General features: G+C 44.1%; 9 protein-coding genes and 1 tRNA gene. 7 read left to right on the top strand and 3 right to left on the bottom strand.

Features of this window, described 5'->3' with window-relative positions:
• The first annotated feature begins 423 nt into the window (after nucleotides 1-423).
• From EO130_RS10655 to EO130_RS10635, 5 genes are all read left to right on the top strand, one after another.
• A complete protein-coding gene (locus EO130_RS10655) occupies nucleotides 424-2235 on the top strand; it encodes a sensor histidine kinase (RefSeq protein ID WP_127141494.1) in 1812 nt (603 codons plus the stop codon).
• 9 nt (nucleotides 2236-2244) lie between these two features.
• Nucleotides 2245-2658, top strand: a complete 414-nt coding sequence (locus tag EO130_RS10650; protein WP_127141493.1) for a response regulator — start codon at nucleotides 2245-2247, stop codon at nucleotides 2656-2658.
• Between the two features lie 108 nt (nucleotides 2659-2766).
• Nucleotides 2767-3852, top strand: coding sequence for an efflux RND transporter periplasmic adaptor subunit (locus EO130_RS10645; protein ID WP_127141492.1), 1086 nt, complete (start codon nucleotides 2767-2769; stop codon nucleotides 3850-3852).
• Nucleotides 3849-5111 (top strand): ABC transporter permease, encoded by a 1263-nt coding sequence (locus EO130_RS10640; RefSeq protein ID WP_127141491.1) that lies wholly within the window; start codon nucleotides 3849-3851, stop codon nucleotides 5109-5111. The genes EO130_RS10645 and EO130_RS10640 overlap by 4 nt, the downstream gene beginning before the upstream one ends.
• 9 nt (nucleotides 5112-5120) lie before the next feature.
• The gene (locus EO130_RS10635) at nucleotides 5121-5798 is read left to right on the top strand and encodes an ABC transporter ATP-binding protein (protein ID WP_127141490.1); all 678 of its coding nucleotides are present in this window, start codon (nucleotides 5121-5123) and stop codon (nucleotides 5796-5798) included.
• 92 nt (nucleotides 5799-5890) lie between these two features.
• Here the strand turns inward: EO130_RS10635 and EO130_RS10630 are convergent, their stop codons facing one another.
• Entirely contained in the window at nucleotides 5891-8311 is a 2421-nt protein-coding gene (locus tag EO130_RS10630) for a TonB-dependent receptor (protein WP_127141489.1), read from the bottom strand.
• 559 nt (nucleotides 8312-8870) lie between these two features.
• On the opposite strand from EO130_RS10630, the gene EO130_RS10625 reads away from it, so the two are divergent.
• Both EO130_RS10625 and EO130_RS10620 read left to right on the top strand, forming a co-directional pair.
• Nucleotides 8871-11255: a TonB-dependent receptor gene (locus tag EO130_RS10625; RefSeq protein WP_241244341.1), complete on the top strand. Its 2385-nt coding sequence runs from the start codon at nucleotides 8871-8873 to the stop codon at nucleotides 11253-11255.
• A gap of 26 nt (nucleotides 11256-11281) precedes the next feature.
• A complete protein-coding gene (locus EO130_RS10620) occupies nucleotides 11282-11758 on the top strand; it encodes a thioredoxin family protein (RefSeq protein ID WP_127141488.1) in 477 nt (158 codons plus the stop codon).
• A 212-nt stretch (nucleotides 11759-11970) separates the two neighbouring features.
• On the opposite strand, the gene EO130_RS10615 is transcribed toward EO130_RS10620, so the two are convergent.
• Together EO130_RS10615 and EO130_RS10610 are read right to left on the bottom strand one after the other, a co-directional pair.
• Nucleotides 11971-12044: transfer RNA gene (locus EO130_RS10615), tRNA-Pro, on the bottom strand.
• A gap of 188 nt (nucleotides 12045-12232) precedes the next feature.
• The gene (locus EO130_RS10610; protein ID WP_127141487.1) at nucleotides 12233-20539 is read right to left on the bottom strand and encodes a T9SS type B sorting domain-containing protein; all 8307 of its coding nucleotides are present in this window, start codon (nucleotides 20537-20539) and stop codon (nucleotides 12233-12235) included.
• Between the last annotated feature and the right edge of the window lie 74 nt (nucleotides 20540-20613).

Here is a 20613-nt window from a genome sequence, read left to right as displayed (position 1 = left end):
CGCGGCACCCACCCCCTAACTTTATTGAAAATCAAAAAAGGTTCCATAGCCCAATATAAGCATCTTTGGGATTATAAAGCCCATGATAGGGTTGATGGAACAAGGGACCAATCCCTAAAAGGCGCACAACGATCCATACATACATAGGGCGCAGGATAACCTTTCTCAACATCAATAGGCGCTATCGTCCCTGTTTCTACTTCACAAATCATTAGAGGCCGCTAGATTTTCTACATAATTGCAACTGTATACGCAAGAATAGATTACAATATCCATCTTTTTTAACACATCTAACCGATAGGATTTATTTTTCATGGAAAATATTCATACCTTCAACAATAGTTCTCCTACAAAAAAGTAATCAAAAGGTTTACAAATATGCCAAGTACCGATTGGGATAGACATGATTCAAAATAGCTCTTTATGTGGAGAAACATACTAAAAACAGGCGCTGCGCTCTACATTCCACTTCTCATCTTCTCTTTGTATTGGGGTTATATGCAAAAACAAAGCCTAATAAAGAGTATGGGGAGCATACAGCAGCGGAACATTCTCAATAAAAGCTACCACTTGATTGATCAAAGTATCAATTTGATCAGTATCACTTCCTTTTGGTCGGATATCAACTTCCCTGAAGCCTTTTCAAAAACCAACACCCTTGATGCTACCTTCGTCAACAACTACATAAGAATTATGCAGGGTTACCCCATCTACGACCAATTTCGGCTTATCGACTTACATGGGGACGAAATATTGCGATTTGAAAGAATAGCCCGCGACAGTATGGCTCCAATGGAAACACAAAATAAGGTCGACCGGGAATACGTTAACAGGGGATTGGCCTTGGAAAGGGGTCAGGTCTACGTGAGCCCCATAGAATTGAATAAAGAAAATGGCGTGATTGAGGTTCCCCATAAACCAGTGTTGCGGGGAGTGACCCAAATTTTTGATGGCAATGATGTGCAAGTGGGATTGGCAGTGGTCAATTTTAACATGGACAATATTTTTAGTTTTATGAAGACGAGGATATCCGAGGATAACTTTTTCCTGCTGGATACCGATGGTAAAATCATTACTTCCAATCTTGACTACAATACCCTTGCACACCAAAATATAATGAACGGAACGGACTCCATGATTCAAAAAAGGTTGGAGCTGAAAAACCTGATTTTTAAAAAGGATACCTTTTTTATGGAAAATGGAAGTCTATGGACCTACCAAAATGTGAGGACCGGCTATGAAAAGGATGTGGGCATGAACCGCTATGCAGGTATGGCGGAAATTGTCAGTAATAATGATTGGGCCATTTTACAGGAAATCCCGCCCACTTATATTAACAGTAGATTGGCTTCCATTCGAAAAAACCTGATACTTTTTAATTTACTCACCCTGTTTGTGATTGCTTTGATAGGATTTGGGTATGCCATGACCCAAAAGGAGAAGCAAAACTTTGTAGCCCGGCTCAAAAGAAAAAACAAGGAGCTTACAAGCAGTCAGGAGGAACTCCATGAATCCAACAGACGGGTGGAACGTTCGAACCAGCAACTACAGGTGCGCAACAAGCAACTGGAAGACTTTAACTATGTGGTGGCACATAATCTGAAGGCTCCAGTGAGCAGTATGAACATTATCGTGGATCTCTTGAGCAAATCCAAAGACCAAAAAACGTTTGAGGAACTGTTCCCGAAATTGGAAACCATTTCGTCCAACATCCAAATCCTAACAGATGATGTGCAAACCTATGTTTCCATTTTGAACAACAGGGAGCTGGAGCTGGAGAACGTCAACCTCCTTTTAAAGTTGAAGGACGTAGAAAAGGATTTTGTGGAACGTCTGCTCGATGAGAAAGAGCAAAACTTTACGATCGAATATCGTCTTGATGAATGGCATGCCATAAAATGCAATAGATTCTATATGAGGAGCATTTTGCACAACCTGTTATCCAATGCCCTCAAATTCCGACGACCCGATGTAAAATCCCATGTCATTTTTGAAACCGCTTGGGAAGATGGCAAGAAAGTTCTTTATGTGAAAGACAATGGTCTTGGCATTGACCTAGAACGGCATGGCGACAACCTTTTTAAGTTGTATAAGCGGTTCCATCGCGATGTTTCCGGTAAGGGAATGGGACTTTTCATCGTAAAATCCCAATTGGAGGCCATGAACGCTTCCATTGCTGTAGACAGTGAGATCGGTGTTGGTACCACATTTAAAATTAAATTCAACAATTCGTAATAAGAAGAAATGAGAAATCCCAGTATCCTTTTAGTGGATGATGACGAAGTCTATATCTACGTGACCAAGAAAATCTTGGCCAATATGTCCGATGATATTTCCGTAAAATCCTTTAATGATGGGGAACGGGCCATCGAATTCATCCAAACTTGCACACAGGAAAACACCCCGCTGCCAGGAGTTATTTTGCTGGATATCAATATGCCCTATTTGGATGGGTGGGGCTTTTTGTCGGAGTTCAAAAAATTGGTGCCCAAACTGTCGGAAAGAGAAGTGAACATTTATATGGTCACCTCCTCCAATGACCCGCATGATATGGAACGGGCCAAGGAATTTGAACAGGTTACCGGCTACGTGGTAAAACCTGTTTTTGAGGACAAGTTGGCAGAAATTCTAACAGATGTATACGATGAAAATTGGTAGATGATGTTTTGACCCTGTTTTAGTGGGATTCTAAGATTTTGCTGATTTTGCTCATATCCCAACTCGGGATTTTGTTGGTACTTTGAGGAATATACCATCTTAGTTCCCATGAAGTACCTTGTGTTTTCGGTGATTGGCGCCTACCTCCTACTGGCTTGTTCAGGGCCAAAGGAAAAGATATACCCGCAAAAACTGCCCATGACGGAATCCGTTTATGCTTCGGCGACCGTTCAGCCGGACAGTCTATATCAGGCCTACTCTGTGGCCACAGGCATTCTTGAAAAAATTTGGGTGGAAGAAGGTGATAAGGTCTCTAAGGGTGATTCATTACTGCAAATCAGCAATACCTCTCCAGAAATGAACAAGGAAAATGCGCGATTGGCCCTTGAATTAGCACAAAAAAATTACACCGGTACCTCTGCCGTACTGAACAGCATAAAAGATGAAATCCAAGCGGCAATATTACAGTTGGCCAACGATTCCATCAATTATTACCGACAAAAAAAGCTCTGGGACCAAAACATTGGATCAAAAGTAGAATTTGACAACAAAAAGCTGGCCTATGAACTTTCCCGTAACCGACTGGACGCACTAAAAAAGAAGTTTGACCAGACAAAAAACGAACTTGAAACACAGCTAAGGCAAGCTGAAAACAACTACAGGTCATCGCTTACCAATACCAACGATTTCACCATTACCAGCAAGATAAACGGAACCGTATATGCGCTGTACAAAAATCTTGGGGAAATTGTTAATACCATAGAACCTGTGGCAACTCTGGGTATGACCGATAGGTTTGTTGTAGAGTTGTTGGTCGATGAGGTGGACATTATCAAACTTCGCACGGGACAAAAAGTCTATATTACATTGGACTCCTATGGCGAAACCGTATTTGAAGGCACGGTAAACAAAATCTACCCCAGAAAAGATGAGCGATCTCAGACCTTTAAAGTAGAGGCAACGTTCAATAAACCACCAAAAACCTTATATCCAGGGCTTTCAGGAGAAGGTAACATTGTTATTTCCGAAACGAAGGAAGCATTGGTTATTCCAAAAACATATCTCATTAATGGCAATACGGTTTTAACGGATAAAGGAGAAACACGAGTAACCTTAGGTCTTGAAAACATGGCCATGGTTGAAATCCTTGATGGTATCGATGAACATACGGCCATATATTTTCCTGAACCATGATCAATTGGAGCATCATACTGGGCATAGCCAAAACCCATCTTCTTACCAAGATGAAGTCCACCGTAACCGCTACCCTAGGAGTTACTTTTGGAATAGGTGCCTACATTACCTTGGTGAGTTTTATGACCGGGCTCAATACCATGCTAGATGATTTGGTACTCAACCAAACGCCGCACATCCACCTGTACAACGAAATCCGTCCCTCGGATGATCAGCCCATCACCTTGAACAATGATTTTCAAAATGTGTTCAACGTAGTTCACTCCATTAAGCCCAAATTGAGCCAAACTAAAATCCATAATGCCCTTCCCATTCTCAGTTATCTCAAAAAACAACCCAATGTAGATGGAGCGACCCCACAACTAAGGGCCCAGATATTTTATCTCTCGGGTTCCATGGAACTGGGAGGAAACTTGGTAGGTGTGGATATTATGGAGGAAGTCCGCTTGTCCAATCTTCAGGACAATATAGTGGAAGGCTCCCCGGAAGACTTAAAAAACAGCGCAAATGGAATTCTATTAGGCGCAGGTTTAGCCGAAAAGATGTCGTTATCAACAGGAGACAGAGTACAGATCAGTACGGTATCCGGTACCGTGTTCCCATTAAAAATAGTGGGAATCTATCAAAGTGGTATTGCAGAAGTGGACAATGTACAGAGCTTTGCAAACCTAAAAACGGTACAGCGTATTTTGGGAGAAGCAGAAAATTATGTTACGGATATCAACATCAAATTGGTGGATATAACCAAGGCACAATCCATGGCCAACCTATTGCAAAACCAGTTTGATGTTAAGGCCATGGGAATCAATGAAGCCAACGCCCAGTTTGAGACAGGTTCGAACATCAGAAATCTTATTACCTATGCAGTTTCCATCACATTGCTCATTGTAGCTGGATTTGGTATCTACAATATCCTAAATATGCTGATATATGAGAAAATGAAGGATATTGCCATACTCAAGGCTACAGGATTCTCTGGAACCGATGTACAGCTCATTTTCATGGGGCAAGCCATGATTATTGGAATAGTTGGAGGTGTTTTGGGTCTATTGATTGGATTTTCACTTTCTAAAATTATCGATCAAACTCCTTTTGAAACTGACGCATTGCCCACGATTACCACATATCCTGTTAACTACGACCCTGCATATTATATCATCGGGATAGTCTTTGCCCTTTTATCCACCTTTATTGCGGGCTACCTGCCCTCGCTTAGGGCCAAAAACATTGATCCCGTAAAAATTATCCGAGGAACTTGATATTGGGCTATGGAATTTGTGCTGGAAACCAAACATATCAATAAATACTTTCGCAAGCCAAAGGAATTCCATGTCCTCAAGGATATTTCCTTTGGAGTAAAAAAGGGAGAATTTGCCTCTATCATGGGCAAGTCAGGATCTGGAAAATCCACTTTGCTCTACATCCTCTCTACCATGGATACCGATTATACTGGTCAATTATACCTCAACAATGAACTTGTGACCAGCAAATCGCACAAGGAGCTTTCTCGCATACGTAATAAGAATATTGGTTTTGTATTTCAGTTCCATTATTTATTGTCCGAATTCAGTGTTTTGGAAAATGTGATGCTCCCTGCCAAAAAACTTGGGGAAAAATCATTTGCCGAAATTGAACGTAATGCACAACAAAAGCTGGAAATGCTACATATTGGTCATTTGGCCCATCAACGCGCCTCCAGAATATCGGGAGGGGAAAAACAACGTGTGGCCATCGCTAGGGCGTTAATCAACGACCCAACAATTTTAATGGGCGATGAGCCTACCGGCAATTTGGATAGTCACAACTCGGACAATGTGTTCAATATCTTTAAAAAACTCAAAGAGGAACAAGGACTATCCCTCTTGGTTGTGACACACGACGAAGATTTTGCTAAAAGAACCGACCGCCTAGTTCAATTGGAAGATGGTAAAATCATTTCACAGTGATAAATTTCTTTACTTGGATTTGGGCGCTTGCGCAATAGCAAGTAAGGTTAGGGCACGTATTTAGGTGGAACATTTTCCTATATAAACCCTGGCTACTGTGCGGTGGATGATACCATCACACGTTCGATCGTGGAAGTCAATCTTCCATCCTCGTCCATTCCCTCTACGAACAATACAATTTCGTCGTATCCATAGTCGGGTATTTTTAGTTGACACGTTCCGTTTTTATCAATGGTGAGGTCTGGGTACCAACCAATACTTCCAAAATACCGGAAGGATTCACTGGATAGATTATTGTACTTGGGGGTGTAGTACTGCTTTGCGGGCATAAACCCATTTGAAACGGTATGCGTAAAAAATCTTTCGTCCGGGGTAAATTTATCGGAGTGTCCAGCACCAACATCCCCCTCTTTTCGGGTATAAACGCGAATAACACCTCCTGCTCCACCAGCTTCCATGAACCCAGAGCGATCTATATAATAACTTTCCACCCGAGATGTGGGGAAATCCATCAGAATATTGAAATCTGAATAGCGGACATCATCAATGTAAAGAATTGGAGATGGTTGCACCAATGAAAAGGACAGTTGTCTTTTTGTTGTGATACGTATCCTTTCATAACCGGTATTTGGCATCTCCCATACATTGAAGCCGCTGGAGCGGATAATATCCAATAGTCTTGGGTAAAGTCCCTCTGTCTCCTCGGTCACAACCTTTAGATTACCTTCAGATACAAAGGGTGTGGTAATTCTTCTGCCAGTCCTATTTTCACTGACCACCACTTCTTCAAGATCAATAGTGTTTTGTTCGGGGAGCACAAAGTTTTGGAACTCGTCTTTGCCCAAACCTTTAACCAACATGTCATGCTCGATTCCTTTGGCTGGTTGCAGTTCATATATTCTATCCGTGGATTGCCCTGTATCCAACCGCAAAAAAAGATTGGGGAGAGCAAGTTCTCCCCGCTTATTGAGCAAGGTAAGCCTGAGCTCTTCGCCCTGTTCTACAAAATAGTTGTCCAGACTAAATGTTTTGGATTGTTCCGACAAAGGAACAATGGTAGGGTCACTCTGGTTGCCTGCATAAACCAAAAGGTCTGTATTCTTTGGTATCTTGGAATTAATGGTACCAAAAACATCGATTCCTGCCCTATATTGTATCTTCTTTTCTGGGGATGCATCGAAGATATGGTCCCATTCATATCTTGACCAACCCTGAGTCAACAATAACATATCCAAGTTTTCCATGGAACGCTTTGAAAAATCAGCAAAATACTGGTCGGCTTCTTCTACAAAACCACGCACGTAGGGTTTGAGCAAAAATGAGCTCAAAATGTTGGAATTGAAATTGTAGGCCTTGGTATCTGCTGGAAGCACCGAAATACTAGCATAGGAGGTTGTACGCTTTTTAAAACCAGCTAGGGAAACTTGGACTGAATCATTGTCCACTTTTTGAACGTTGGTGGCCAATGTAATGCTTTCCATCCCCTTATCATTAAAAAACAGCCGCTCCGCAAGGGGTACTCCGCGATTATCTATCAACGTAAGGATGTTCATACCCGTATGGAGTTCACGCTTATCCAAGATATGGGAAGCATAAAGCTGATTTTCTTTGAAAACCACATCCAAACTTTTGAGCAATCCATCCCTATGGATAAGAATACTATAGGGTTTTTGGCCAATTGCTCGTTTTGTCTCGGCATTGGTCCCCACCAAAACCAAAATCCTGTCATCCGCTATATTTCTGGTGGACAGTACAAGCCCCAACGAATCTATAGCTGGAAGCGGGACCTTCCACTCCTTTCCGGCAGGGTTTGATACAGAAGCCCAATACCGTTCCTTCTCGGAGGGAGTCATTACAGCCTTGGCGAAACCAAATCGATTTGTCTTGAATCGAACAATTTCCTCTCCGCTCTCGTTCCTAATGATACCCACCACATTGGCAGCTGCAGTTCCATTGTCGTTCGTTATTTTGATGCCCACCACACTTTGGACATTGGAGACCCAGTGTCCACTTTCGGGAAGAAATTGAATATCGTATGCTTTCGAAAAATCCTTGTTTTCCAATACCAGTTCACTGTTCAGTACCGTAAATTGCTGAACAAAGGAATCATCCTCCTTAAAGTCCTTCATCCAACTGGTGGAGGCTTTGATGTAGTATTGTCCATCGACGAAAGAGGAATCTATGGCTATTTGCCCCTGCAGCTGCCCCTCTTTGCTGAGCACCAAGTGTTTTTCCTTCTGGTTGCCATCACTATCATAAATACCCACATACACATTTACCGATTCCTTAAAGGGCTTTGCCTTCACTCTATTATACATATATCCCTTGAACCAAATATGCTCCCCACTAACATAAGTGCTTTTGTTCATGTGCAAGAAGATGGATATGCGGGGGTTTCCAAAATAATCCTGGAAAGCAGGCTTAATCTTCCCTTCAACCGACATATTTTGCCCAAAAAATGGTATGGCAAGGAGGAACAGTAATAAACTCAACATGGAATTTTTGAATGACATTGAGAGGTTTTTACAGATTCGACGTTTTTTAAAGATACTACTTTCGGTATTGATACGAGTTAGTGAAAAGTTAATTTGAAAATGGAACAGAAATCCTGATCATAGGGTTTCCATTTCAAACTTTTTGATAGTCATTCAATCTGCTAAGGGCAAAACTTTTGATTATCTCTTTAATGGCGAACACCTTGAGCAATGTGATGTTTGCGATATGGTAATGGCTAGCCAATATGTACCCATTACATGCTGTCCGTCCAAAGAAATTCCCAATTTCAATGAGGAAAGGTTGATTTTAAAAGCAAACCCTGAAGTCAATTACGCTGTTCCCATCAAAAGGGTTACTGTAAATCTCTTATGTTCAAGGGACTCCCTCCTTTTTCATCTAAATAAAGGAACAGATTGACTTTTACCATTGAGCTATAGTTTTTAAGCCTACGAATTCCATCCTCACACATTCTATTTAGAAACTTGTGTTCCAACCACAATTCTTTTTTTTAGATTTATTAAAACCATTTTTTATTTTTGATAAATAATTTATTTAGTTTTGTCTAAATTTAATTTTATGCCAATAAAAATAATGGTACTCAAACATATTCCACTAATATTATTTGCTATACTCCTGCCATTCACCTCACTATTTGGACAAGAAGAAATGGGCATTGTAGTGGGTCAAGTAACCTCTAATGGCAAACCTGTTCCATTTACGGCCATTTATGTTAAGAATGGAACCCAAGGAACCAACACGGACTACAATGGAAATTTTGAACTCAGAGTTCCCATTGGGAAGCAAATCCTTTCGGCCGCTTCACAAGGGTTTAGGACAGCAACACAGTCCATAATTGTTAGTCAAAAGCAAAAAATAGCAGTCAATTTCGAACTTATAGAAGATGCGCTCGGCCTCAACGAAGTGGTGGTCAGTGCCACCCGAAATAGAGTGGAACGACGAAGCGCCCCTGTGGTCGTATCTTCCTTAAAGCCCAGATTGTTAACGGCCACCCAATCGATTTCAGTAGCCGAAGGGTTAAGCTTTACGCCTGGTGTACGTGTGGAAACCAACTGCCAAAACTGCGGATTTACCCAAGTCCGTTTAAATGGCCTGGATGGTGCCTACACACAAATATTGCTCAACAGCAGGCCCATATTTACTTCATTATTGGGTGTTTACGGATTGGAACAAATTCCAACAAACATTATAGAGCGTGTAGAAGTGGTTCGCAGCGGCGGTTCAGCACTTTACGGTTCCAATGCAATAGCGGGGACCGTCAATATCATTACCAAAGATCCCATTTTAAATACATGGGAAATTGGCAGCAATTTGGCAATTGTGGGGGGCGAAGCCTTGGACCGGGTGGTCAACTTCAACAGTTCCATTGTGGCCGATGACCTTAAAAGTGGGGTAACCCTTTTTGGTGCTTATAGAAACCGTGAAGCCTATGATGCAAATGGCGATGGCTTTACAGAGCTTGTGGAGCTTAGAAACACTACCGTAGGCGCAAAGGCATTTGTAAAGCCTACCGACAGGAGCCGCGTCTCATTGAATTTAAATGCCATTCGAGAGTACCGTAGAGGTGGTGATCGGTTGGAACTGGCTCCCCAATTCACGGATATTACCGAAGAATTGGACCATGATACCTTTATCGGTGGCGCCGATTATGAATTGGACAGCAAGGATGGTAGTCAAAAGACGCAAATTTATTCCTCCGCCTCCTATACAAATCGTGATAGCTATTACGGTGGCTTGGGAGGTGCCAGAACCCAACAAGATAGTCTTTTGGCCAACAATGCCTTTGGCACCACCAAAGACTTGGCCTGGGTAAATGGGGTGCAGTTGACCAAAACGTTCAACAACAATGATGTATTGACCGTGGGCGCGGAATACAATTATAGCACCACAGAAGATCAAATCCCAGGGTACGACCGGCTTGTTGACCAAAATGTGAACACCTTGGGCGGATATGCGCAGTACGAATGGAAACCTTCAGAGCAATTTTCTGCCCTGCTCGGGACCAGATTGGATAATGTGAATGTTTTTGGGAATTATTCGGTAGGAGGTATCGAAAGGGATTTGGACCTCAACCAAACGGCCCTCTCCCCCAGAGTAACCCTCTCCTATAAAGTAAGTGAAGCGTGGCGCCTTAGGGCCGGATATGCCAGAGGATTTAGGGCGCCCCAAACATTTAATGAGGATTTGCACATCTCAAGTGTGGGCGGCGAACCCCAGTTTGTTATTTTAACTGAGGATTTGGATACCGAGTTTTCAAACGCATTTACAGGTTCCGTAAACTATTCAAAAACGAAGGATTTACTCCAACTGGATGTATTGTTGGAAGGGTTTTACACTGCTTTGGAGGACCCATTTACCTTGGTAAGCACAGGAGCTGTCCTTTCCAACGGGTCCATATTGGAAGAAGTACGGAATGGGGAAGGTGCCCTAGTCTATGGCTCCAACTTTGAACTGGGCCTTTCACCCGATCCAAAATGGCGTTTTCAAGTCGGTGGAACTTTACAGCAAACCAAATGGAATGAACCTCAAATTCTGTACGAGAGCGACGGAACACCTGGGGAAAGTGACATCGTCATCGATGAATTTGTTCGCGTACCAGACTTTTACGGCTATCTCAACACTACCTGGATTCCGAGCGAAAAGTTTAATGTGGATGTTACAGGTACGTACTCTGGCAACATGACCGTTCCGAGGGTCATCAGTGACAATGGTTTTTTGGAACTCAATGATTCAGGTTCCTTTTTTGATATGAACATTAAACTGGAAACCCATTTTGATTTCAACGAGTCCTTTATGGTAACGCTATCGGGCGGGGTCACCAATATTTTTAATAGTTTTCAGGATGATTTTGATGTTGGGCCCGGCCGGGATTCTGATTATGTTTATGGCCCAGATGCACCACGTGCCATCTTTTTTGGGTTAAAATTTGGTAAGCTTCATTAACTCGTTGACCACTCTAAACTTTGACAATGTTCCGTACCACATTCTATTTCAGCATTTGTTTGATTTTTATGGTTATCCCCTGCCTTTTCGCGCAGAAACAAGAGGTGGAATGGCTTAGTTTTGAGCAATTGGAAGATTCCCTTTTAATAAAACCAAAAAAGGTTTTGTTGTTTTTCAATGCGGACTGGTGTGCCTACTGTAAAAAAATGGAGAAGGCCACATTCAAGGATTCTAAGGTGGTTTCAAAGCTCCGTTCCAACTACTACGCGGTAAAAATGGATGCCGAAGCCACGGATACTATCTACTTTGGTGGACAACGCTATATCAACAGTGAAGTTGGCAAAAAAAGAAATCCCATACATCAAATACCTAAATTATTGGCCTCAAGAGAAGGCATACCTTTCTCGGTACCTGCCATAGTTATACTGAATACCAAATTCAAGGTAATCAGCAGATATTTTGAATATCTTTCACCAAAAGGAATGTACAGCGTGCTACCTTAGTTAAAGTGGTATTGGCTTCCAAGAGCCTTTATGATCTTGGCCACCATTTGCACCTTATTGGTCGGTATATTGGGAACAATGACAATCATCTTTTGAGCGTCTTACCCTCACCTGTTCTATGGTTTACATGATATCGGATGAACGTATAAAAAACAAAAAACACTGAAAATCATAAGATTAACAGTGTTTTGATTTTACTTAAATAAGGTAAGTCGGGATGACTGGATTCGAACCAGCGACCACACGCACCCCATGCGTGTACGCTACCAGACTGCGCCACATCCCGGAATCAGCTAAATGCTGATAAAATTCAAAAAAACAAAACCCAAATTCAATTCCGCCTTACTGCCAAGCAGTCTGGGTACCAGACGGAGCATATCCTGAGCGTAGCCGAAGGGCCACATCCCGAAAAGGGACTGCAAAAATAAAAATTTTGGTGATATTTAAGCCTTGTGTTTGAAAATCTTTTTCACCTTATTCCCGGTACAGAGTGAAGTGTCCCACAAACTGCTGGTTATCACTATCATTGGCATTTACAACATACCAGTAATCCCCGGTAGGCAATGGTTTACCATCATAGTTTCCGTCCCATTTCTTGACTTGGTCCAGTCGGGCCACTACCCTACCGTAACGATCATAAATGATGACGTCGATAAAGGGGAAGTACTCCCTATTTTCCGGATACCAAAAGTCGTTTAGGTTATCTCCATCAGGCGTGAAAAAATTGGGCATTTCGGGCATACCTTCAAAATTAAAGGGCATAACCAAGGTGGCCTCACAACCATTTTGGTCGCGCACCCGAATACTGATATTGGAGTCCTGTGTTACGTTGAACGTATTCACTTCTCCAAAAGATTCTCCTTGGAAAAAGTATTCATACCCTCCAAATCCACCGGTAGCGATTGCAGTAATCTCATCGGGACCGGTCTTGGTTGCTTCCAAGGTCAAGGGTTCGTAGGCTTCTACTTCAAACTCAACAAAAGTGACACATCCATTGGCGTGATAGATATAAACGGTATGCATCCCAGCTGGCAAATCCCCAAAGGTTCTTTGGGTCGTTGCTTGTTGAATATCATCCACATCCAAGGCGAACAGTAAATTGGGCAGTTGGGAACCGTCAGCAATGTTAATGGTTACCGTACTATTCGGGAAAATTCCTTCACAACCATATTCCACCAAGGGTTCGGCGACAATATCTACGCCTATCCCAATTTCTGCCACCACATTGGTCTGGCATCCGTTGGCATCACGAATAAATACCACATAGGTTTCACCACCTTGGAGATTATCGAAGAATAGGCTATCGTTCTGAACAAAATCGGCATCATCGGCAGAATTCACGCTTGTGTAATACGGAGCTGTTCCGCCGTTAACCTCCAACGTCATGCTACCATCCCCATCTCCCAAACAGGTTTCTGGGGTGGTATCCACTACCCCCGCCACCAATTCCATCGGTTGGGTAATTTCTACTGTTCTGGTGATGGTGCAGCCCAAATCATCTTGTATGATAATATCGTACGTTCGTGGGGCCAAATCGTTAAATGTCTTTCTATTCGGATTGTTTGGATCATCTCCTTCAAAAAACTCGCTCAGGGTATCGGAAATCGAATACCTAATCTGGCCTGTTCCACCGCTCGCTTCAATGATGATCTGTCCGTTCATATCTCCGGCACATTGCACGGGAACTGCTTCCAGATAATCTAATACCAACGGATCTTTGGGCTCTATCACAATCGGATCTGAAATGGCCTCACATCCACCACTTTGTGCATATACATAATAGGTACCGGGGTTCAACTCCCTAAAAATACCTGAACTTTGGGCCGGACGTACAATCGATGCCGCGGTTGGTGGCACTGTATTCGAATTAACAAGGGTGTAGATATAGTTACCTATACCTCCAAAGGCTTCGGAGCGAATGATTCCCGTCGCCTCGCCCGCACAGTTAATGGTGGCGTTGGTCAAATCCAAAGCGATTACCAAAGGTGCGGCAGGATCTAATGAAATCTGGTTGGATTTCTCAAACGGACAACCATTGGAGTTTTGCACATCGTATTGGAAGGGTCCTGGGTCAACTGTAATGTCCGCAGCAATTTCTATACTGGTCATTCCTGCTCCAAATGGGATAAATGGATCCGTAGTACCCGCTCTGCGGTAAAAATAGTCCACGCCGGGTTCGGGGTTGGTCACGGTAAGTTGCATTCTACCCAAATCCCCACAACCTGGAGGTTGCAGCTCCACAAGTTCCGCTACCACAATCTCTGGGTCTTGCACCTCAATTGGAATCGTGGTAAAGCTACAGTTCCAGCCATCAAAAATGGTAATGGTGTATTCTCCGGCAGATAAATTGGCAAACCTTGGAGTAGTCTGCAAACCACTATTGGTGCCATCGGTAATTCTGTTCAATTGATATAGATAATTTCCTGGACCTTGTCCCCCGGCTTCATTATAGGCTTCGATCACCGCATCATTATCGTTGTTACATGCCAAGGGGCTTACTACTCGAATATCAGCGGAAATTGGGATTGGCAAGGGCAAATTAATATCCATGGTAGCCTCACATCCTCTCAAATCCCTAACGTTTACCGTATAGGTATCGGTTGATAGGTTTTCAAATACGGGATTGGTGTTGGGGTAATCCACGAGAATGGTACCGTCCGACGCTACCAACTGGTACTCGTAGGTGCCCCATCCTCCGTCGCCCGAAGCTGTAATCTCCCCAAATCCGGGAACATTACAGGTCACTGGAGAGGTTTGCACCGCGTCCACAGTCAATGGTCGATCGGGCGAACGCACCGTTGTTACATTGCTCACGGCATCGCAAAACGGTGAATCCAAGGCTTCAATTCGGACCACCAAATTACCCGCTGGAACATTTTCAATACTCTCAGGTGAGTTGATAGGTGCATTGGTATCGAAAGTACCGGTTACCCCAGTAGATGTTTCAACGCCTGCGTTATCTCTTGAAAAGACCTCATAATTATAGACGCCTGCATAATTGGAAATATCCAGACTGATGACGCCATCATTACCGTTAAAGCAGGTGACGGGTTCCACCTCAGCAATCACTGCTTCAATAGTGTTGTATTCCGGCATATTTACAGTGGTCGTCAAATAAGTACAACCTCCGCTACCAATATCGGTTACTGCAAAAATATAATCGCCTGGGGTTGAAATATCCCACGTCACCCTGTCGGTTCCACCTGAGCTTCGAGCAGGCTCTGAGCCCAAGGGCAAAATCTCCACTTCATAATTTCCTGGACCTTCGTTGATAATGATATCGATAGTTCCTGGGGTTACGCCGCTGCCGGATGCATCACAACTGATTTGATTGACATTGTAGCTAAACGTGATATCCGTTGGGGTATTGATGTTCACCGTTGCGGTTTGCTCACAGCCGTTTTGATCGCGGGCCGTCAAAATTATCGACTGATTGGTTCCATTGTCAATTACCTCAAAAGTATTGCTCGTCTGGAAGTTGGTTCCGTCAAATTGAGGTGTCCCATCATTCATGCTATAGGTGTACGAGCCCGAACCTGTTGGGGTTCCTGTTCCGTCGCCGTTATCATCAGTATAAATGGTGATCGTAGCCGTACTGAATTGGTTACTGGATGGATTGCAACTGAATTCCGTGTTGATGGCATTGACCATCAATTGAGTGGGTTCGTCGATAATGATATTTCCAGAGCGGTCGGTACATCCCCTGTCCGATACGGCTTCCACTTGATACGTACCCGGTAGTAGGTCATCAAACACAGGGGAACCTTGGGGTCCCGCGATTACCGTAGCCGTTGCCCCTTGATACAGCACATAATTGATAGGTGTATCCGTATCGGTTCCGGGTTGTAGTTCCACGGTTATGGTTCCATCATCCGCACCAAAACAGGTGACATCGCTGCTTGGGGTTGCTGAAATCACTGGGGTATCGACTGTGGAAACAATTACCTCTGCTTCATCCGAACACAAAGGTGAAGTATTCGAGTCCAAATCGGTTACCAAAATATTGTAATCTCCGGGCATCACATTGGTAAATACATTGGTGGATTGGGCTGGGCCAATATTGGCCAAGGTGCCCGCATCCCTCAATTGGTATTCAAAATTACCGCTACCCCCAGTGGTATTTACCGTAATTTCACCATCTCCTGCATTACAGGTCGGATAGGAAGTAGCATCGGCAGAAATTGCAAAGAAATCAAATACCTCGGCTGTGACGGTATTGGTACAGCCATTTCCGTCCCTTACCGTAATCACATAGCTTCCTGGATTGGGGACGATAAAAGTAGTTCCTGTTTGGAAACCGCTTCCAATATCGTATTGGAAGGTTTCTTCTGGCAGACCTGAACCTGTGGACAATGGGGATACAATATCAATCTGATACCCACTGGTCGCAGTACACTGGTTCACCACGTCGATAACAGGGTCTGGCACCCCAGCTTCTTGGGTTACCGTTAAAGTGGTCAGCGCAGTACATCCGTTTGCATCCTGAACATAAAAATCGTAATCCGCAGGGTATGGTCCGGGAATTTCAAAGGTGGTTTCCGAAGTAAAGGTGGTAGGTGCGGGAGCTCCCGTAGGCACGTAGGCATAATTATATGGCCCAGTGGTTCCAAAACCTCTAACCGTTACCAATGCGCCGACGTTGCACGTAGCCTCCACAAAGTTATCAATGGCAATGGATACCGAACTGATATCGATAAAGGCCAAAGTGCTGCCACTACATCCATTGGTATCGTCCCGAACAATGATTTGATAATTTCCCGGTGCCAATCCATTAATGGTTCCATTGTAGGGAATGGTTTCCCCAGTGAACGAACTGCTGGATATAGTGGCACCCGTATCCGTATTTTGAACAGTGATGGTAAAATCCCCTGGTGCTGAAATACCGGCCACCTCATAGTCAATGGAGCCGCTGCCGGCGACATTACAGGAAGCCGACAAGGATGTTGCGGTCACCGCTACTGGATTAATTGGTCCAATAGGGTCAATTTCTTCGATATAAGTACAACCCAAAGCATCCCTTACCTCCACAAAATAGGTAACGCCTGGCACTACCTGACCTGTAAAATCATAGGTGTCACCTCCTGATGTTGCAGGATTGAAAGTGGGTTCTCCCACCAATCTAAATTCGTAAGGTGCCGTTCCTCCTGTAGCCCTTACCCGATAGGGAAACGAGGTATCCGAACAAATGGCAGGGTCAGGATCCAAAGGTATAAGGTCCAACTGATTTTGATCAATGACCACCGGGTCTCGGTCTTCACAACCTTGTGCATCGGTAGTGATAAGGGTATAGTTGCCCAATGGCAAATTAGGAAAGTTTACAGTGGTACTGGCTGTTCCTGTTGATGCTGCCACAGTTCCGCCAAACTCATCCACCAATACATAGTCGAATGGCGCTACACCATTATTGATGGTGGCCAAAATGGAGCCGTTCACCGCGCCAGCAGAACAAACGGCATCTGTTGGTGTGGCGGTTGCATCCAATGGGTCGCTGGAACCTATGGTCAAGGAATAGGCGGGACTCACACATCCCCTGCTATCACGGATAACAAAACCACCATGGGTTCCAGCTCCGTAGCCTGAGAATATATTTTGTGTGCTAAATGTCGCACCATTATCATTACTGAACTCGTAAGGTGGTATCCCTTGGGTGGTATCGGGAATCAGCTCCACTACCCCACTGGCATTGTCACCACATTGGGTGTCGGTGGCCACAGCGGTACCTGCGATGGTTTCGGGTGGAGAAATGGTCACGGTGTTGGTTTCGGTGGTACAACCTCTTGCATCCGTAATCATAAACTGGAAGGTCGTATCGGAGATGATGGAACCATCATTTGGGATACTGTATATAAAAGAGTTTCCAGAAATATTATTGTTATCCGAAGTGTACGGTGCTCCGTTGATACTTACTTCGTAAATATCATAATCACCTGAAGAGGTATAGCCATTGCTGATGTTTACCCGAATTTGCGCGGGAGGGCCAGCACAATCCAATTCTTGAATCGTAGTCGCATTGGCCATTACCTGTGGTTCGATGGTCGCTGTTACTGTATCCCTGCAATCATTGGCATCTACTACCTCAATGGTGTATGTACCTGGGGTAAGGCCGTTAAAACTGGCACTGGCACCCAAAACCCCTCCATTAATTCGGTATTGATATGGGGCCAAGCCTCCAGTGGCATTTACCGCAAGGGTGGCCGCGGTAAAATTGTCATAACAAAAATCGGAGGATGCAGCATCCAAGGTTAAGGTCGGGGCATCCAAACGGGTCAAGGTGAAACTATCGGTCACGGTACATCCATTGGCATCGGTAACACTCACTTGATAGCTGCCATCTTGTGAAAGATTGGAAAAAGTACTTCCATTTTTGGGACCACGGGTGGAACCATCGGGCTGTGTCAACGTATATCGGTTACCGCCCCAGCCGCCTACGGTGTTAATACGAACAGCTCCTGTATTCCCGTTCTGACAGCTCATTGCGGTCACATCAAGACTGGAAATTGCGAATGCCGTGGATGGTTCTTCAATGACCAGGGTAGCCGTATCAGTACAATTGGTCTCTTCATCGGTCACGGAGATCACATAACTTCCGGCAGCCAAGCCTGTCAACGGAATGATACTGTTATTTTGTCCAGCGGAAACGGGCCCACCATCGATGCTGTAGCTATAGGTGGTATTGAAACCGTCCACCAAAAAGCGCCCCTCTCCGTCGGAATCTCCAACGCAGGTCACTACGCGAGTCTGCTGCCCCTGAACACCAATGGAACTGATATCCGTAATGGCATAGTTTTCATCGTAGGAACATCCTTCGCTATCGGTGACCCTAAAGGTATAGGTTCCTAGGCCCAAACCGGTAAAGGTACTGTTGCTTCCATTGTTTATCGCGCTGGCCGCTGGAGCGATAATCTCATAAGTATACGTTCCAGAACCTCCAGTTACCGTCAAATCCAAAGATGCTGTGGTGGTAATGCAGTCCAAACTGGAAATACTGAAATCCAAATTGGTAGGCTTGTTCAGGGTATTGAACACGATATCGGGAAGTGCTTGCACACATCCATTGGCATCCCGAATCATGGGAGTGTAGGTTCCAAACCCAAGGCTTGGGAACACTGGGTTACTGCTAAAGCCTGCCCCGACGCTGTATTCATAAGGTGCGGTTCCTCCGGAAACCCCGGAAATGGTAATCTGTCCTCCATTCTCATCACCACAAGTCGGCATAGCGTCTGGCGTGGCAGTTGCGGTAATCGTAGAAGGTGTGCCTATGGTAGCTGCTTGAGGTGTTGTGGTACAGCTAAAAGAGTCTTGCTCATAGCGCAGTACCACGTCATAATTGCCCGGAGCCAAGTTGGAAAAGGTATTACTTATCTGGAACGTCGCTCCGTTATTGACACTATATTGTATTTCGTAACCATATCCATTGGTCACGTTCACGGTAATCCTACCATCATTGGCGCCACCACAGTTGGCATCCTCTTCGGTAAAACTGAACACCGGGGGTGGTATATTCTCTACATCGACAGCTGCTGTGCGTTGACATCCGTTGGCATCCTCTACCAAAATATTATATGTTCCTGCGGAGGTTACAGAAAAAGAAGAAGTACTGGTATAGGTAGAACCAAATGGCCCTCCATCTACACTTAATCGATATGGCGCCGTTCCTCCACTCGTGGTTACATTGACATTGACGGATGTTGCCCCACAACCAAAACTATCTGAAGCCGTAGCTGAAACTGCCAGCGGACTAATGCCTCCACCGATAACGATAGGGTCACCATTAATATCCGTAGTAATGGTTTCGGAACAGGAATTGGTTTCAACACGAATAGCATAAGTACCTGGACTTACATTGTCAAAAGAATACGAATCAGCACCATTGGGTCCGAATGTATCCACCGATACTCCATTTTTTATAAGCCGATAAGTGTAAAAACCAGGAACCCCAGACACCGCAACATCAATACTACCTAATTCTCCACTACACAAAATATCGTTGGCGGTAACGTCCACATTGATATCCAAATCACCTACGGTGACCAAATTGGACGGGAAAACACAAGCGGTCTGGGACACATTTTTCAATCGTACAAAAACTCGATAATCCCCAGATGCGGTAATATCAAAGAAAGGATCATCTTGATAAGGTCCTGCGGAACTGTTCAAACTGTATTCGTACCCTGCTGGAACATTGGTTACCTCTACCCTGCCCGGATTACCACAAATAATATCCTCTTTAATAAGTTGAGGGTTGAGCGGGTTAAGTGTTGATTTAAAGTAATAGTATTGTCCTGAATTGACCCGGACCCTATATTCGCCAGCTGCCGCCAAATTAAAAGTGGAACCCGTTCCCACGGTGTTCCAAGTACAGGCGTTGTTGATGGTGGGACAGTCGTCCACTACGGTAGGAGCACAACTGTTAGGATCTAATCGCTGCCATTGATATGAACTTCCGGATTGACTTAGGGTAAGCGTCCGAACATCACTGGTACCGCAAAGGAAGAACTTGGCCAAGGTGCTTCCATCGTTGGGACAAACCACTTCCTCGTTCGCACCATTGATGATAGTGGAGAACATAGGGGCTGTTGCGAGCAGTTCATTGTTTTCGGTAGACAATTCCACGGTGGCAACATCGGGAATCTCGTTTTGGGTATCCGACACTGCATTACTGGAAACGATTTTGGTAAGTATCCGAGTAACGTTTGTTTTTGCTAATACCGTGGAACCGAATATTGATATGAACACCAACAACACGACATATAGCAAATGCCTTGTTTTTTGTGGGAGCATAGGGTTAAGTCTTGTTTGGAAGAATACTTCAGATTTGGGACCTTAATATTCTAGATAGTAATTTTCTGTTCGTA

This window comes from Flagellimonas marinaquae, assembly GCF_003992675.1.
Classification (GTDB): Bacteria; Bacteroidota; Bacteroidia; order Flavobacteriales; family Flavobacteriaceae; genus Flagellimonas; species Flagellimonas marinaquae.
Note: the sequence above shows the minus strand (reverse complement) of the source record. Positions and strands in the feature narration are given on the sequence as shown.

What these genes read in the sequence shown, in the direction of transcription:
- EO130_RS10655 (WP_127141494.1), top strand. Translation starts at nt 424, where the DNA reads ATGTGGAGAAACATACTAAAAACAGGCGCTGCGCTCTACATTCCACTT.
- EO130_RS10650 (WP_127141493.1), top strand. Translation starts at nt 2,245, where the DNA reads ATGAGAAATCCCAGTATCCTTTTAGTGGATGATGACGAAGTCTATATC.
- EO130_RS10645 (WP_127141492.1), top strand. Translation starts at nt 2,767, where the DNA reads ATGAAGTACCTTGTGTTTTCGGTGATTGGCGCCTACCTCCTACTGGCT.
- EO130_RS10640 (WP_127141491.1), top strand. Translation starts at nt 3,849, where the DNA reads ATGATCAATTGGAGCATCATACTGGGCATAGCCAAAACCCATCTTCTT.
- EO130_RS10635 (WP_127141490.1), top strand. Translation starts at nt 5,121, where the DNA reads ATGGAATTTGTGCTGGAAACCAAACATATCAATAAATACTTTCGCAAG.
- EO130_RS10630 (WP_127141489.1), bottom strand. Translation starts at nt 8,311, where the DNA reads ATGTCATTCAAAAATTCCATGTTGAGTTTATTACTGTTCCTCCTTGCC.
- EO130_RS10625 (WP_241244341.1), top strand. Translation starts at nt 8,871, where the DNA reads ATGCCAATAAAAATAATGGTACTCAAACATATTCCACTAATATTATTT.
- EO130_RS10620 (WP_127141488.1), top strand. Translation starts at nt 11,282, where the DNA reads ATGTTCCGTACCACATTCTATTTCAGCATTTGTTTGATTTTTATGGTT.
- EO130_RS10610 (WP_127141487.1), bottom strand. Translation starts at nt 20,539, where the DNA reads ATGCTCCCACAAAAAACAAGGCATTTGCTATATGTCGTGTTGTTGGTG.